At 63.2% G+C, this 15,019-nt stretch carries 10 protein-coding genes; 7 read left to right on the top strand and 3 right to left on the bottom strand.

What is annotated here, in order from left to right; genetic code table 11:
• From ACFRJ9_RS17710 to metG, 7 genes are all read left to right on the top strand, one after another.
• A complete protein-coding gene (locus ACFRJ9_RS17710; RefSeq protein ID WP_377670579.1) occupies nt 1–1,902 on the top strand; it encodes an acetolactate synthase large subunit in 1,902 nt (633 codons plus the stop codon).
• 2 nt (nt 1,903–1,904) lie between these two features.
• The gene (ilvN, locus tag ACFRJ9_RS17715) at nt 1,905–2,417 is read left to right on the top strand and encodes an acetolactate synthase small subunit (protein WP_377670582.1); all 513 of its coding nucleotides are present in this window, start codon (nt 1,905–1,907) and stop codon (nt 2,415–2,417) included.
• 112 nt (nt 2,418–2,529) lie between these two features.
• Complete coding sequence (ilvC, locus tag ACFRJ9_RS17720) at nt 2,530–3,555, top strand: ketol-acid reductoisomerase (protein WP_377670585.1); 1,026 nt, start codon at nt 2,530–2,532, stop codon at nt 3,553–3,555.
• A 296-nt stretch (nt 3,556–3,851) separates the two neighbouring features.
• Nucleotides 3,852–5,447: a phosphoglycerate dehydrogenase gene (serA, locus tag ACFRJ9_RS17725; RefSeq protein ID WP_377670588.1), complete on the top strand. Its 1,596-nt coding sequence runs from the start codon at nt 3,852–3,854 to the stop codon at nt 5,445–5,447.
• Nucleotides 5,448–5,657: 210 nt separating this feature from the next.
• Nucleotides 5,658–8,468, top strand: a complete 2,811-nt coding sequence (locus tag ACFRJ9_RS17730; protein ID WP_377670591.1) for an FtsX-like permease family protein — start codon at nt 5,658–5,660, stop codon at nt 8,466–8,468.
• Entirely contained in the window at nt 8,465–9,220 is a 756-nt protein-coding gene (locus ACFRJ9_RS17735) for an ABC transporter ATP-binding protein (protein WP_377670594.1), read from the top strand. The genes ACFRJ9_RS17730 and ACFRJ9_RS17735 overlap by 4 nt, the downstream gene beginning before the upstream one ends.
• 34 nt (nt 9,221–9,254) lie before the next feature.
• On the top strand, nt 9,255–10,814 hold the full coding sequence (metG, locus tag ACFRJ9_RS17740) for a methionine--tRNA ligase (protein WP_377670596.1): 1,560 nt from the start codon (nt 9,255–9,257) through the stop codon (nt 10,812–10,814).
• Nucleotides 10,815–10,934: 120 nt separating this feature from the next.
• On the opposite strand, the gene ACFRJ9_RS17745 is transcribed toward metG, so the two are convergent.
• The 3 genes from ACFRJ9_RS17745 to ACFRJ9_RS17755 form a co-directional block, all read right to left on the bottom strand.
• Nucleotides 10,935–13,400, bottom strand: coding sequence for an ABC transporter permease (locus ACFRJ9_RS17745; RefSeq protein WP_377670598.1), 2,466 nt, complete (start codon nt 13,398–13,400; stop codon nt 10,935–10,937).
• Between the two features lie 3 nt (nt 13,401–13,403).
• Nucleotides 13,404–14,198: an ABC transporter ATP-binding protein gene (locus ACFRJ9_RS17750; RefSeq protein WP_377670600.1), complete on the bottom strand. Its 795-nt coding sequence runs from the start codon at nt 14,196–14,198 to the stop codon at nt 13,404–13,406.
• Between the two features lie 105 nt (nt 14,199–14,303).
• Complete coding sequence (locus tag ACFRJ9_RS17755; protein ID WP_377670602.1) at nt 14,304–15,017, bottom strand: response regulator; 714 nt, start codon at nt 15,015–15,017, stop codon at nt 14,304–14,306.
• Between the last annotated feature and the right edge of the window lie 2 nt (nt 15,018–15,019).

Genomic DNA, 15,019 nt, shown 5'->3' on the forward strand with positions numbered 1-15,019 from the left:
ATGAGCAAAGGATCGCCGATCAGCCCCTCGCTGATGGCTGCAAAGTCCGCTGGAGCCCCCAAAGCTCCGGAAAAGGTCGACCGAACGGCTGAAGTCGTCGTCGACGCTGCTGCACCTCTCTCTCCTGTACTTGGGCCGAACAACGTTGTACCCCCGACGTTGATGTCCGGCTCGCAAGCAATTGTCCGTTCGCTCGAAGAACTCGGCGTCGACGATATTTTTGGTTTGCCCGGTGGCGCGATCCTGCCCACCTACGACCCCTTGATGGCCTCCTCGATGAATCACATCCTGGTCCGTCACGAACAGGGAGCCGGCCACGCCGCGCAAGGCTACGCCATGGTCACCGGTCGGGTCGGCGTTTGCATCGCCACCTCGGGCCCCGGTGCCACCAACCTCGTTACCGCCATCATGGACGCCCACATGGACTCCGTGCCGATGGTGGCCATCACCGGCCAGGTCTCCAGTGGAGTCATCGGGACCGACGCCTTCCAGGAAGCGGACATCGTGGGAATCACGATGCCCATCACGAAGCACTCGTTCCTGGTGACCGACCCCAACGACATTCCGCACGTCATGGCTGAAGCATTCCACCTGGCTTCCACAGGCCGTCCGGGTCCCGTCCTGGTGGACATCGCCAAGGACGCGCAAGTGGGCCAGATGACTTTCTCATGGCCTCCGAAGGTTGACCTGCCGGGCTACCGTCCGGTGGTCCGCGGCCACAACAAGCAGGTCCGTGAAGCGGCCAAGCTGATCGCTGCCTCCAGCAAGCCGGTCCTCTACGTCGGTGGCGGCGTCGTCAAGGCACACGCCTCCGCTGAACTGATGGAACTGGCATTGGCCACCGGCGCTCCGGTGGTTACCACGCTGATGGCACGTGGCTCCTTCCCGGACTCACACCCCCAGCACGTGGGCATGCCGGGCATGCACGGTGCCGTATCCGCCGTCACCGCGCTCCAGCAGGCAGATCTGCTCATTACGCTCGGTGCCCGGTTCGATGACCGCGTTACGGGTGTGCTGAAGACCTTTGCGCCTTTTGCCAAGGTCATCCACGCGGATATCGATCCCGCGGAAATTTCCAAGAACCGTACTGCCGATGTTCCGATCGTTGGCTCGGTCAAGGAAATCATCCCGGAACTCACGGAAGCGGTGAAGACGCAGTTCGAACTGAGCGGAACACCGGATCTGGATTCCTGGTGGGCCTTCCTGGGTAACCTGCGCGACACCTACCCCTTGGGATGGACCGAACCCGAAGACGGCCTGACGGCCCCGCAGCGCGTCATCAAGCGCATCGGGGAACTCACCGGTCCGGAAGGTATCTACGTTGCAGGGGTGGGCCAGCACCAGATGTGGGCCGCCCAGTTCATCAAGTATGAGCGCCCCCACGCTTGGCTGAACTCAGGCGGTGCAGGAACCATGGGATACTCGGTTCCGGCGGCCATGGGTGCCAAGGTCGGAGAACCGGACCGCGTGGTGTGGGCCATTGACGGTGACGGCTGCTTCCAGATGACCAATCAGGAATTGGCCACCTGCGCCATCAACAACATCCCGATCAAGGTCGCCATCATCAACAACTCCTCGCTGGGCATGGTGCGCCAATGGCAAACCCTGTTCTACGAGGGCCGCTACTCGAACACGGATCTGAACACAGGCCACGACACCGTCCGGATTCCGGACTTCGTCAAGCTGGCCGACGCCTATGGCTGTGCAGCACTGCGTTGTGAGCGCGACGAGGACATCGACGCCACCATCCAGAAGGCGCTCGAGATCAATGACCGCCCGGTGGTCATCGACTTCGTCGTCAGCCCCAACTCCATGGTGTGGCCAATGGTGCCCTCAGGCGTCAGCAATGACCAGATCCAGGTTGCCCGCAACATGACCCCGGAATGGGAAGAGGAGGACTAATCATGAGCCGCCACACACTGTCCGTTCTGGTAGAAGACAAGCCCGGCGTGCTGACCCGCGTGGCCAGTCTCTTCGCCCGGCGCGCGTTCAACATCAATTCACTTGCTGTGGGCCCCACCGAGGTTCCCGGCATGTCCCGCATGACGGTCGTCGTCGATGCCGACGGCGACCTCATCGAGCAGGTCACCAAGCAGCTCAACAAATTGGTCAACGTGATCAAGATTGTGGAGCTGACTTCCGAATTTTCCGTACAGCGAGACCACATCCTGGTCAAGGTACGTGCGGATGCCGCGACACGTCTGCAGGTTACCCAGGCTGCAGACCTGTTCCGTGCCGCAGTGGTCGACGTGTCTACAGACTCGTTGGTGCTTGAGGCAACCGGTACCCCCGAGAAGCTCGCTGCACTGCTCTCAGTGCTCGAGCCGTTCGGCATCCGTGAAATCGTGCAGTCCGGCACTTTGGCCGTTGGACGGGGATCCCGCTCCATGAGTGACAGGGCGCTTCGCTCCGCGTGAAAGCAAGCAAGCGCAGCCAACGGTTTCGTTGGCCCAGCTTGCAGGGCGATGCGTCCAGTACCGCAGCACCACATCAATATCTACGAAAAACCACTCAAGAGGAGTTACGCAAGTGACTGAAATGTTCTACGACGACGACGCAGACCTGTCGATCATCCAGGGCCGCAAGGTAGCCATCGTTGGCTACGGTTCCCAGGGCCACGCCCACGCGCTTAACCTGCGCGATTCCGGCGTCGAGGTTGTTATTGCGCTCAAGGAAGGCTCCAAGTCGACCGCCAAGGCCGAGGACGCCGGCTTCACGGTCAAGAACGTTGCAGACGCCGCCGAATGGGCCGACGTCATCATGATCCTGGCGCCGGACCAGCACCAGCGCGCGATCTACAACGACTCCATCAAGGACAAGCTGACCGAAGGCAAGGCTCTCGCCTTCGCCCACGGCTTCAACATCCGCTTTGGCTACATCGAAGCTCCTGCAGGCGTCGACGTCATCCTGATCGCTCCGAAGGCTCCCGGCCACACCGTGCGCCGCGAATTCGAAGCCGGCCGTGGTATCCCGGACATCATCGCTGTTGAGCAGGACGCTTCCGGTTCCGCTTGGGACCTGGCCAAGTCGTACGCCAAGGCCATCGGTGGAACCCGCGCCGGCGTCATCAAGACCACCTTCACCGAAGAGACCGAAACCGACCTCTTCGGCGAGCAGTCCGTCCTCTGCGGCGGCGTTTCCCAGCTCGTCCAGTACGGCTTCGAAACCCTGACTGAAGCCGGCTACCAGCCGCAGATCGCCTACTTCGAGGTCCTCCACGAGCTCAAGCTCATTGTTGACCTCATGTGGGAAGGCGGCATCGCCAAGCAGCGCTGGAGCGTTTCCGACACCGCAGAGTACGGCGACTACGTCTCCGGCCCGCGCGTCATCACCCCCGAGGTGAAGGAAAACATGAAGGCTGTCCTCGCCGACATCCAGAGCGGTGCTTTCGCAAAGCGCTTCATCGACGACCAGGACAACGGCGGCACCGAGTTCAAGGAACTGCGCGCCAAGGCAGAGCAGCACCCCATCGAGGGGGTTGGCCGCGAACTGCGCTCCCTCTTCTCCTGGCAGCAGCAGGACCAGGACTACGTAGAAGGTTCGGCAGCCCGCTGATCCGCTTCCAGGCGTGTGGGCCAATAGCGGCCTGGATGCCTGAAACCGACGCCCGTCCGGCGATTACCGCCGGGCGGGCGTCGGCGTTTGGCGGCAGCATGCTGCTGTCAATCCACTCAGTTCGCCAGGAAGATGCGCTGTGAATTTCTTCACAACGGCTCCGGTCCGGCCGTAACATCCTCCGTCGGCACCGGAAACCCTGCCCGGGTTCGATATTCTGGGCTGGTCCCGGCGCCGTGCCCGGGCCACGCATCCGCTCCTTGTCCCCAGTTCTGTCCAAAGTAAGGTGCCACCCCGTGTCAGCCAGCAAACCCGTCGTCCTCCTCGCTGAGGAACTTTCGCCCGCCACAGTCGAGGCATTGGGCCCGGACTTTGAAATCCGCCAGACCGACGGCGCCGACCGTTCCCAGCTGCTGTCCGCCATTGCCGACGTCGATGCCATCCTGGTGCGTTCAGCCACGCAGGTGGATGCCGAAGCCATCGCTGCGGCCAAGAACCTCAAGGTCATCGCCCGCGCCGGTGTGGGGCTGGACAACGTGGACATCAAGTCCGCGACGCAGGCAGGCGTCATGGTGGTCAACGCCCCGACGTCCAATATCGTCTCTGCCGCTGAGCTCACGGTGGGCCACATCCTGAGCCTCGCACGCCACATCCCGCAGGCCAGCTCCGCCCTGAAGAACGGCGAGTGGAAGCGTTCCAAGTACACCGGCATCGAACTCTTCGAAAAGAAGATCGGCATCATCGGCCTGGGCCGTATCGGTGCGTTGGTGGCCGCGCGGCTCCAGGGTTTCGAGACCGAAATCCTCGCCTACGACCCCTACATCACGGCAGCACGTGCTGCGCAGCTGGGCGTCAAGCTCGTCACGCTGGATGAACTTCTGGAAAACTCCGACTTCATCACTATCCACATGCCCAAGACTCCGGAGACTGTGGGCATGCTGGGCGCTGACGCCTTCCGCAAGATGAAGGAAACCGCATACGTCATCAACGTCGCCCGCGGTGGCCTGGTGGACGAAGAAGCCCTTTACATTGCGTTGAAGGAAGGCCAGATCGCGGGGGCCGGCGTCGACGTTTTCGTCAAGGAGCCCAGCACGGACCTCCCGTTCTTTGAACTGGACAACGTAGTGGTCACCCCGCACCTTGGCGCTTCAACAGATGAAGCCCAGGAGAAGGCCGGCGTCTCTGTTGCCAAGTCGGTGCGCCTGGCACTGGCAGGCGAGCTCGTTCCGGATGCCGTCAACGTTGCCGGTGGCGTCATCGCCCCCGACGTCCGTCCGGGCATCCCGCTGATTGAAAAGCTCGGCCGCATCTTCACCGCGCTGACGCATGCGTCCCTCACCCAGATCGACGTCGAGGTCGCCGGCGAAATCGCTGCCCTGGACGTCAAGGTCCTGGAGCTGGCAGCCCTCAAGGGTGTCTTCGCCGATGTGGTCACGGAGCAGGTCTCCTACGTGAACGCTCCGGTGATCGCTGAACAGCGCGGCATCAACACCCGCCTGATCACTACGCCGGACGCAGAGGACTACCGCAACGTCCTGACGATCCGTGGTGCGCTCAGTGATGGTTCCCAGATCTCAGTTGCGGGTACCCTGACGGGTCCCAAGCAGGTGGAGAAGCTCGTTGGCGTCAACGGCTACGACGTTGAAATCCCCATCAGCGAGCACCTGGTGGTTGTGGCTTACTCCGACCGTCCGGGCGTTATCGGTACCATCGGCCACATCCTGGGCATGAACAACATCAACATCGGCGGAATGCAGGTGGCACGCCAGACTGAAGGCGGCCAGGTCCTCGCGCTCCTGACCATCGACAGCTCAGTCCCGCAGCAGGTCCTTGAAGCCATCAAGGCCGGCATCGGTGCAGACATGGTCCGCGAAGTGGACCTGGAGGACTAGGACTGATCCTCAGCAGCTAAGTTCGCGTGCCGGCGACACACCACTGGCACGCAGGAGTGGCCGGTCTGCTTACAATGGCTGGGTCCGTAATTCGGACCCGGCAGCAGGCCGGCCACTACTTTTTGCACATACAGCCCGGGATTCCTTTGTGTTGTTCGAGGAATTCCGGACCATGTGTGCGCGCCCGCAATCAAGGTCTCAGGGAGCCCAATGAACGCCGTCCAAAGGTTCATCAGAAGCCGAGTGCTGCTGCTGACCGCGGCCATTTTGATCGTCGCGATGTGCTTGTCCGTCCTAGTTCAGAGCCAGTCGCAGGCAGCCCTGAACCGGACAGTGGACGAGAACTCGCGGGGACTCTACGACATCCTGGTCCAGGCGAAGCCGGACCAGTCACAGGACGGCGACGGCGGTGCTTTGGTCCAGCCGGAAATCGCCAACGGCCAAGGCGGCATCAGCTTTGAACAGCTGGAGAAGATCAGGACCATGGGCCAGACGGCGGTAGCCGCGCCCATCAGCCTGGTCTCGCGGGTATCCCAGAACCTTGAGGCTCCCCGCCTGAACGCCATGGACTACCTCGGTTACAACGCGGGCCTGGCCGGCGCAGTGACTGCAGGGGATCCTTCGGCCATGGACGCGAGCAAATGGCCTGCCGCTGAATCGGTGCTGTCCGATACCCCCAAGAAGTACCGGCTGACAGCTTCCGCCACGAGCTCCGACGGAGTCAACGAACAGACGCTCTTCAAGACCAGCGCCGAAGGCACTTTGGGCAAGGGCCGCCTTGTGCAGGAACAGACTGCCGGCGGCACGAACGTGCGCATCGCCGGAGCCGACGGCGAGACCGGTATCAAGTTCCCGGCTCCTGCCCTCGGCTCGGAGCACAACCTTTTCAACCTTTCCGTGGCCCTGCCGTTGGCGCCCGAGGTGACCGAGTCCGTCGTCGCCGTCGACCCTGCCGCCGAAAGGGCGCTGCTGGGTTCCGCAGGCGACTTCCTCGCTCCGCTGGAGAAGGCTCCGCCGGCCGATGCCCGTAACGCGGGGGCCATTGGACGGCATTTCGAAAGCCTCTTCACCACGGGACTGAGCATGGACCAGTTGGAGGAAGGCCCCGATTTCCTGGGCGTCAAGCTCAAGTACTGGGCTCCGCTGATGACGCAGTACCAGCAGGCCAAGCGTGACGGATTGTTGACGGACGACTCGCAGGCGATCCCGCTGATTGTCCGCACAGGCACCTCCCTGAACCTTCAGTACTCGGTGAAGATCGAGGAACTTGATGCAAGCGGCAAGGTTGTCAACGAGGTCGGCACGGTGACGCGCTCCTTGGACAAGGACTACCTGCCGTTCGTGTCCAAGGCTCCTTTTGCCCTTGAATGGCCGGGGTCCACGGACCACAGCACCTTGCTTGGCAGCACCGCCTCCTTCAGCCAGGGCCTCTACAACCCGGCTACATGGAGCACGGCTTTCGCGGCCGCTCCGCAGTACAAGGACGGCGACGAAGCCGCCAACGGCGCGTCCGACAAGAGCGCGACGCCGGGGGACTGGGTTACGGTCAACCGCTTGCCGGAGAAGTCATCGTTCGGTGCAGCCGTAGACCAGACGCAGCGCAAGCCTGTGGACGAGCGCTCCTACCGGGAAGACCTGGAAACCGGCAAAAAGCCGGCCGCTCCCATGCCCATGGTCTATGGCACCTTCGACCCCGCCGCTGTCCAGTCAGCGGCCGGCGACGTCAACAAGCTGCCCCTGGGCGGCTACGACCCCGCCCCGATGACGCTGAGCAAGGACGCCGAAGGCAAAGACGTCGATGGAACCGAACTGAAGCCCTCCTTGAGTGCCACAGGCCTGGTCAGCCAGTCCGCCGGTGCCATCACTGACTATTACGGCCTGGCAGCAGCCCGCGGCTACGACACGAACGCCAACGTCATTGACGCCATCCGTGTTCGTGCCACTGCCACCGGCAACTGGAAGACCGCACAGCCGGACGTCGAGAAATTGGCGGCCCAAATCCGCGAGCTCGGACTCGAAGCCACGGTTGTGGCCGGTTCCGCACGCGAGGATGCCAATATCTTCGTCCCCGGCTACAGCAAGGACGACGCCGGCAAGGAGTCTCCGCTGGGCACCGTGCAGCAGTCCTGGGTGCGCCAGAATGCGGCAGACGCCGTCTCCGGCTCGCTCACCGGCACCAATATCACCCTGCTCTTCCTGACGCTCCTGGGCGCCACGCTCCTCACGGGTGCATCCACAGTGAGCTACATCCGGCAGCGCCGGAGCGAGGCAGGCATCCTCCGGGCGATGGGTTGGACCCAAAAACGCATCAGGTCCTGGGTCCTGGAAGAATTTGCCGTGGGGGCTGCCGCACTGGCGGCAGCAGGGATCGTCCTCAGCCTGCTGAGTTGGAACCTCGCCACGGTCATCGTCTCCGTAACCATGCTCGCCATCTATATTGGCGCCGCCTGGTTGGCAGCCCAGCAGCTTCGCCACCGCGTGGTGGTGGACCAGGAGCCGCAGCACGATGACCGCCTCGTGACCGTGGATTCGCCGCTGACCTTTGCCAACAGGCAACTGACCACCAACCGTTTCAACTCGATCTCCCTGGCTGTGGCAGTCGGTGTGTTTGGTGCCGCGGTGGGCGCATTGATCGCGCTCTTGATCGACATCCCGCGTGCGGCCGGTGCCAGTGCCCTGAGTGGCCTGGCCGCGGCGAGCATCGCCTTGCCGAGCGTGGTCCTCGCCATCTTCGGCGTGGTGGTTGGCTTGCTCCTGACTCTTGTCACAGGACGTTTCGAGCTCCACGCCAAGCGAGAGTACCTGGGCACGCTCCGGGCCATGGGCTGGAACCCGGACATGCTGGGCCAGGTCCGATTCTTTGAAAATGCACTTGTGGGCACAGTGGCACTTCCCTTGGGTGTCCTTGGCGCCCTGGGACTGGGGCTGCTCCTGGCTCCCTACGCGGCTCTTTGGGCCGGACTGGCCGGTTTGCTGGCCGTAATTTGCTGGATTCCGATTGCAACGAAAGTAGTCAAATGACTGACAACCTCAACCCCGAGCTGGCGGCCACCCCGGAATCCACGGACGAGTCGCTGCAAACCCGCGCCAACACCATCGTGAAGGCCTCGGACCACGCCACTCCGTTGGAACTCAGCCGCGTCACCATCCACTACGGAGGCGACAAAGGCGGAGCCGAGGAAGTCGACGTCGTCGATGACTTCAACCTCACGCTGCACGCGGGCGAGATGCACTGCATCGCCGGTCGAAGCGGGTCCGGAAAGACCAGTATCCTGACCGTGAGCGCCGGACTGACCCTCCCGACGTCGGGCAAGGTCTTCTGGGAAGGCCACTCACTGGAGTCCATGGGCGACGACGAGATCGCTGACCGTCGTCGGGCGCTGATCGGATACGTCGATCAGGGCGGCGCGCTGATCGATGGCATGAGTGCCTTGGAGAACGTCCTGCTCCCCGCCGTCCCGGATGGCGAGGTGGAACAGCGCACCGAGATGGCAAAGGACCTTCTGGACCTGGTGGGTCTTGGCCGGCGCATGCGCCACCGCCCGGCTCAGCTCTCCGGTGGTGAGCGCCAGCGTGTTGCGATCGCCCGCGCGCTGATCCTGGGTACCCGCGTGTTGGTGGTCGACGAGCCCACGGCAAGCCTGGACCGTGCGGCCGCGAATCGTATTATCGGGATTCTGAAAGACACCACCAGCGACGGCATCGCTGTGCTCGTAGCTTCCCACGACCACGAGCTGGTCCGGCTCAGCGATACGCTGACCGAACTTAACTAAGCTATTCCATCCCAAAAAAAGGTAACTTCTTAGAGTGACGTCTGCAGAGAAATCCCCGTTCTACATCACCACTGCCATCAGCTACCCCAACGGTGTGCCGCATATCGGCCACGCCTATGAGGTCATCGCAACTGATGCCATGGCGCGCTTCAAGCGCCTTGACGGTCATGAGGTGTTCTTCATGACCGGCACGGACGAGCACGGTCTCAAGATGCAGCAGTCCGCCGAGAAGGAGGGCATCACTGCCAAGCAACTGGCCGACCGCAACTCGGCAGCGTTCAAGCAGATGAGCCAGGACCTGGGCATTTCCTATGACCGGTTCATCCGCACCACGGACAAAGACCACTACGCCGCGTCGCAGGACATTTGGAAGAAGATGGAAGCCAACGGCGACATCTACCTTTCCAAGTACGAGGGTTGGTACTCCGTCCGTGACGAGGCGTACTACGTCGAGGACGACACCGTAGTCAAGGAAGACGGGCTCCGCTACTCCAAGGAGACCGACACCTTGGTCACTTGGACTGCCGAGGAAAGCTACTTCTTCCGGCTGTCCGACTACCAGGACAAGCTCCTGGCACTCTACGAGGCCCAGCCCGAATTCGGCGCGCCGCAGTCGCGGTTCAATGAGGTCATCAGCTTCGTGACCCGCGGCTTGGAGGATCTGTCCATCAGCCGGACGACCTTCGACTGGGGTGTCCCGGTTCCGGGTGACGAAAAGCACGTGATGTACGTCTGGGTGGACGCACTCACCAACTACCTGACGGGCGTTGGCTACCCGGACCTCGAATCGGAGTCCTTCAAGAAGTTCTGGCCGGCTGACGTCCACGTCATCGGCAAGGACATCTCGCGGTTCCACGCCATCTACTGGCCGGCGTTCCTCATGAGTGCCGGACTGGAACTGCCAAAGCGTGTCATGATCCACGGCTTCCTTACCAACAACGGCGTAAAGATGTCCAAGTCTCTGGGCAACGTCGTGGCTCCCCAGGATTTCGTAGCCCAGTACGGCCTGGACCAGTGCCGCTACTTCTTCCTCCGCGAAGTTCCCTTTGGCGCCGATGGAAACTACAACCACGAAGCGATCGTTGGCCGCATGAACTCGGACCTGGCCAACAACTTCGGCAACCTGGCCCAGCGCTCGTTGTCCATGGTCGCGAAGAACTGCGAAGGCAAGGTTCCCGTTCCGGGCGAGTTCACCGCTGAGGACACGGCCTTGCTGTCCCAAGCCGGTGAATTGCTGGCCACTGCCCGCAGCGCCTTCGACAAGCAGGAATTCAACCGCGCCCTGGAAGCTATTTGGTCCGTCCTCGGCGACACCAACGCCTACTTCGCCGAGCAGGCTCCGTGGGTGCTGCGGAAGACCGACGTCGAGCGTATGAACACGGTCCTGTACGTCACCTTGGAAGTTGTACGCATCGTGGCGATCCTCGCCCAGCCGGTCATGCCGACGTCGTCCGCCAAGTTGCTCGAGGTGCTGGGCCAGCCCGAAGGCGAGTCCCGTCAATTCGCTGCGATCGGCACGCCGATCGTCGCCGGCACGGAGCTGCCGGCTCCTGCTCCCGTGTTCCCCCGGTACGAAGAGCCCGCCGAGGCATAGGACGCTCTTTCACATACTGCCGTCAAACGCGAAACGCTCTCTCACTTCCAACCGGTCCGCCGGCCGGAAGTGAGAGAGCGTTTCTCTTTAAGGGTGGCTATCTGAGGGAGCGTCCGCGCTCTAGGCGGTCGCCAGCCCCTCTACCGGCGACAGCCGTGCAGCGCGCCGTGCAGGGATAACGGAAGCCAGCAGCCCGGCCACCACAGCCACACCGAACACGGCCAGCAATTGCAGCCAAGGCACGGCAGGGACAACCTCAGCCACGCCGCCCAGGGTGGCTTGGGCACCCAGCCAGCCGTAGACGATGCCCATGCCGGCGCCGAGGATAGCTGCCACACCGGCAACGAGGACCGCTTCGATGGCCAGCATTCCGCGCAGTTGGCCCTTGGTCAGGCCCAACGCCCGCAGCAGCGAGTTCTCCCGTGTCCGTTCCATGACGGAGAGCGACAACGTGTTGGCCACGCCGATCAATGCGATCACCACTGCAACGCCCAGAAGCCCTGTGACCACCAGGAGGAGGACGTCGATGATGCTGTTGAAGGTGACACGCTCAATCGCGGCACCACTGACGGTTCGCTCATGCACGCCCAAGGCTGAGGCAATCTCCTTTTGGATGGCTTGAACCCGTTCTCCGGACACCGAATCGTCCAGCTTCACCCAGACCATGCCAGGGGTACCAGGGAGGGTCCCGGAGGTGATGCTTGAACTTTCCACGAACGCGGGGACGTTACGGGTGCGCAGTACCGTCGCGTCGAGCGAAACAGTACCGTCCGCCGTCGAAATGCTTGCCGGGCCCTTGGATGAGTCCTCGGGCAGGTAGACGGTGCCGGGGCTTGGCTTCAGGTTGTTATCGCGCAGAATCGAGGCGGCATCGGCGGATGAGAGCGAATAGATGGTGTCGCCGCCACCTGGCGTGGCCTCGGCCAGGGTCCCAACCGCAGGCAGCAGAACAGCATCGCTGACGTCGTCGAGCGCCTTGATGCGGGAGAGGGCCTCGGCCGGGTCCGCGCTGCCGCCTACAGCGGTCATGGCTGACAGGTCCACGGGGTAGTTTTCGGCCAGCGTGGCATTGAATGCCTGCCGCGAGGTAGCCGCACCCGTCATCATCAGCGAGACCAGCGTTACACCGATGAGCAGGGCCGCGGCGGTAGCGGACGTCCGTGCGGGGTTGCGTGTCGCGTTGACCGAGGCGAGCTTGCCGGGAACACCGGCAGGGGCGGCCAAACGGCCGGCGAGGGCCACCACCGTGGGAATGAACAACGTTGAACAGAGCAGGATACCAATGAAGGAAACGGCGCCGCCGAGCAACGCCACCAGCAGCGAAACGCTGGTGCTACCGAAAATCAGCAGTGACGTCCCGGCGATCAAGGCCACCAGACCAAGGACCAACCGCACCTTGCCTCGACGGTTGCCGACCGTAGCGTCGTCGGCGGGCCGAAGCGCGGCCAAGGGCGCGACGGCGGTAGCCGCCTTGGCGGGGACGAGGGCCGCGATGACGGTCAACAACGTTCCGGCGACCAGCCCGGCGATGATAGCCGACGGCGGTACCGCCAAGGTTGCGAAGGCCTGCTCAGGCTGGGTCCTGGCCCAGGCGATCAGGCCCGTCATGAGGCCGGTCGCCGCCAGGACACCCAGTATGGAGGAAACGAAACCAACCACGAGAGCTTCAAGCATCACGGACCCACGGATCTGAGAGCGTCCCGCACCGAGGCAACGCAACAGCGCCAGTTCGCGGGTCCGCTGTGCCACCAGCACTGAGAACGTGTTGGCTACCACCAAGGTGGACACGAGGATTGCCACGCCCGCGAAGGCGAGCAGCACAATGGTCAGCTGGTCTTGGCCTGCACTGAGCATGGCGACAGTGGAGGTGACCTTCTCCTGTGCTGTTTCCAGCACGGGACCATCGGCGCCGGCAGCTTGCATCCTGCGGGCGATGTAGTCCTTCGCAGCTGTCACGTCTTCGCCGGGTTTGAGGGCGAACTGCAGGCCGGTGTAACCCGCGCCTGCGTCCTGGACAGCGTTGAGGACCGACTCCGACGCAAGCAGCTGGGCAGAAGAGGAGGAGAAGGGATCATTCGTAGCCTTCGTCAGGCCCGAGATCGTCACTTTGGCGGTCTTGACTGGTCCAGCACCGTGCAACTCCACGGTGCTGCCAACCGTGAGTCCAAGGTGTTGAGCGGTCTTGACGTCGATCGCTGCTTCGAATGGCTTGGTGGGCAACGAGCCGGAGGAGAGCACGGATCCCTCCAAGGAAACCGGCGCAAGGGTGCGCAACCGGCCGAATTGTTCGCCTCCGCCGGCCTCAAAAGTCACGTAGGTGGACCGTTCGGCATAGCTGTCTTCAACGGCCGGGGAGGAAACGGCAGCATCCACCGCGGCCTGGGTGAACGGCTCGCCGTTCTTTGATGTGGCGACCAGGTCGGCATTGCGGTAGGCCTCGCCGATGCTGGCGCCGAGGGATGCGTTGGTGCTGGCACCGACCATGAGGGTTGCCGAAAGGAACATGACGGACAGCATGACCGCCAGTCCGATGGCGATAAACCGCCTGAAGTGGGTCTTCAGTTGGGACAAAGCAACGCGAAGCATGCCTTATGCCCCCAGTTTTCCGAGGGCGGTGAGGACGGAGTCGGCAGTGGGATCGTGGATCTCGCCCACCAGCCCGCCATCGCTCATGAGGACAACGCGATCGGCGTAGCTCGCAGCGACGGGATCATGCGTGACCATGATGATGGTTTGCCCCATCTCCTGGCTGCTCCTGCGAAGAAGCGCCAGGACTTCGCCGCCGGCTTTGGAGTCCAGGTTGCCGGTGGGCTCGTCACCGAACACGACGTCGGGACGAGTCAGAAGCGCCCGGGCGACGGCAACGCGCTGCTGCTGACCGCCGGAAAGCTCGTGCGGGCGGTGCTTCAGCCGGTCCTTCAACCCCAGGGTGCTGACGACGGTATCCAGCCATCCGGCGTCGGCAGTGGTTCCTGCCAAGGCGAGCGGTAACGTGATGTTCTGCTCCGCCGTCAAGGTGGGCACCAGGTTGAACGCTTGGAACACGAAGCCGATCCGCTCACGGCGCAATGCCGTGAGTTGACGGTCGTTGAGCCCGGTCAATTCCGTGCCGCCCAACACGATCCGGCCGGAATCGGCGGAATCCAGGCCCGCGAGGCAGTGCATCAGCGTGGACTTGCCAGAACCCGAGGGGCCCATGATCGCGGTGAACTTCCCGGCGTCGAAAGTCACCGACACTTCATTCAAGGCCGTCACGCGGGTATCGGCACGGCCGTAGCTCTTGGAGAGCTTGAAGGCCTCGACGGCGGGACGTGACCGGGCGGCGTCCGATGGTCCGGGGCGGTCGGATCCTGACGGGTGGGGGAGGGGCGTGAATGTTGTCATGCTTTCACGCTATGTTTTGGACTGGTCGCCCTGGATCGGGCTGTGGGCCCATTGTCCGGGAGGCCGGCTCATACCGTGGTCTGAGACTGAAGCCGCGGAATCCGGCTATGTCCCCGGAGACACCACGCCGGTCTCGTAGGCAATGACCACGATCTGTACGCGGTCCCGTGCCCCGAGCTTGGCCAGGATGTGTCCCACATGGGTCTTGACCGTGGCCTCGGAAAGGAAAAGTCCGGCGGCGATCTCCGGGTTGGACTGGCCCTGCGCGATGAGCTGGAACACCTCCCGTTCGCGTGCGGTCAAACGCTGGACGGCGGCAGCGTGCTCGCTCTGCTCGGTTGAGTGTGTCCGGAGCAGCGGAGCCACATGGTCCAGCAAACGGCGCGTGGTGGACGGGGCGATGACGGCGTCGCCACGGTACACGGTGCGAATGGCTTCGAGGAGCTCCTCGGGCGGGGCGTCCTTCAGGAGGAACCCGCTGGCCCCGGCCTGGATGGCGGCCAGCGCGTACTCGTCGAGGTCGAAAGTAGTCAGGACAACGATCTTCACTTCGGCGCGCTGGGAACCGGCGGGTTGTGCCGCTGCCTGCTCCAGGATGCGGCGCGTGGCTTCGATCCCGTCCATTCCCGGCATGCGAACGTCCATCAGCACCACGTCCGCGGCGGTGGCATTGAGAGCCTGGACGGCCTCGATCCCGTTGCCGGCCTCAGCAACGACGTGGAGGTCCGGCTGCGAATTGATGAGCATCCCGAAGCCTGAGCGGACCAATTGTTGGTCGTCGACGAGTGCAACCCGGATGGGTGCTGGGAGTTCAGGCATGG

Source organism: Paenarthrobacter sp. NPDC056912, from assembly GCF_042786555.1.
Classification (GTDB): domain Bacteria; phylum Actinomycetota; class Actinomycetes; order Actinomycetales; family Micrococcaceae; genus Arthrobacter.

Coding starts and splice junctions, on each gene's coding strand:
- ACFRJ9_RS17710 (WP_377670579.1), top strand. CDS start 1: ATGAGCAAAGGATCGCCGATCAGCCCCTCGCTGATGGCTGCAAAGTCC.
- ilvN (WP_377670582.1), top strand. CDS start 1,905: ATGAGCCGCCACACACTGTCCGTTCTGGTAGAAGACAAGCCCGGCGTG.
- ACFRJ9_RS17730 (WP_377670591.1), top strand. CDS start 5,658: ATGAACGCCGTCCAAAGGTTCATCAGAAGCCGAGTGCTGCTGCTGACC.
- ACFRJ9_RS17735 (WP_377670594.1), top strand. CDS start 8,465: ATGACTGACAACCTCAACCCCGAGCTGGCGGCCACCCCGGAATCCACG.
- ACFRJ9_RS17745 (WP_377670598.1), bottom strand. CDS start 13,400: ATGCTTCGCGTTGCTTTGTCCCAACTGAAGACCCACTTCAGGCGGTTT.
- ACFRJ9_RS17750 (WP_377670600.1), bottom strand. CDS start 14,198: ATGACAACATTCACGCCCCTCCCCCACCCGTCAGGATCCGACCGCCCC.
- ACFRJ9_RS17755 (WP_377670602.1), bottom strand. CDS start 15,017: ATGCCTGAACTCCCAGCACCCATCCGGGTTGCACTCGTCGACGACCAA.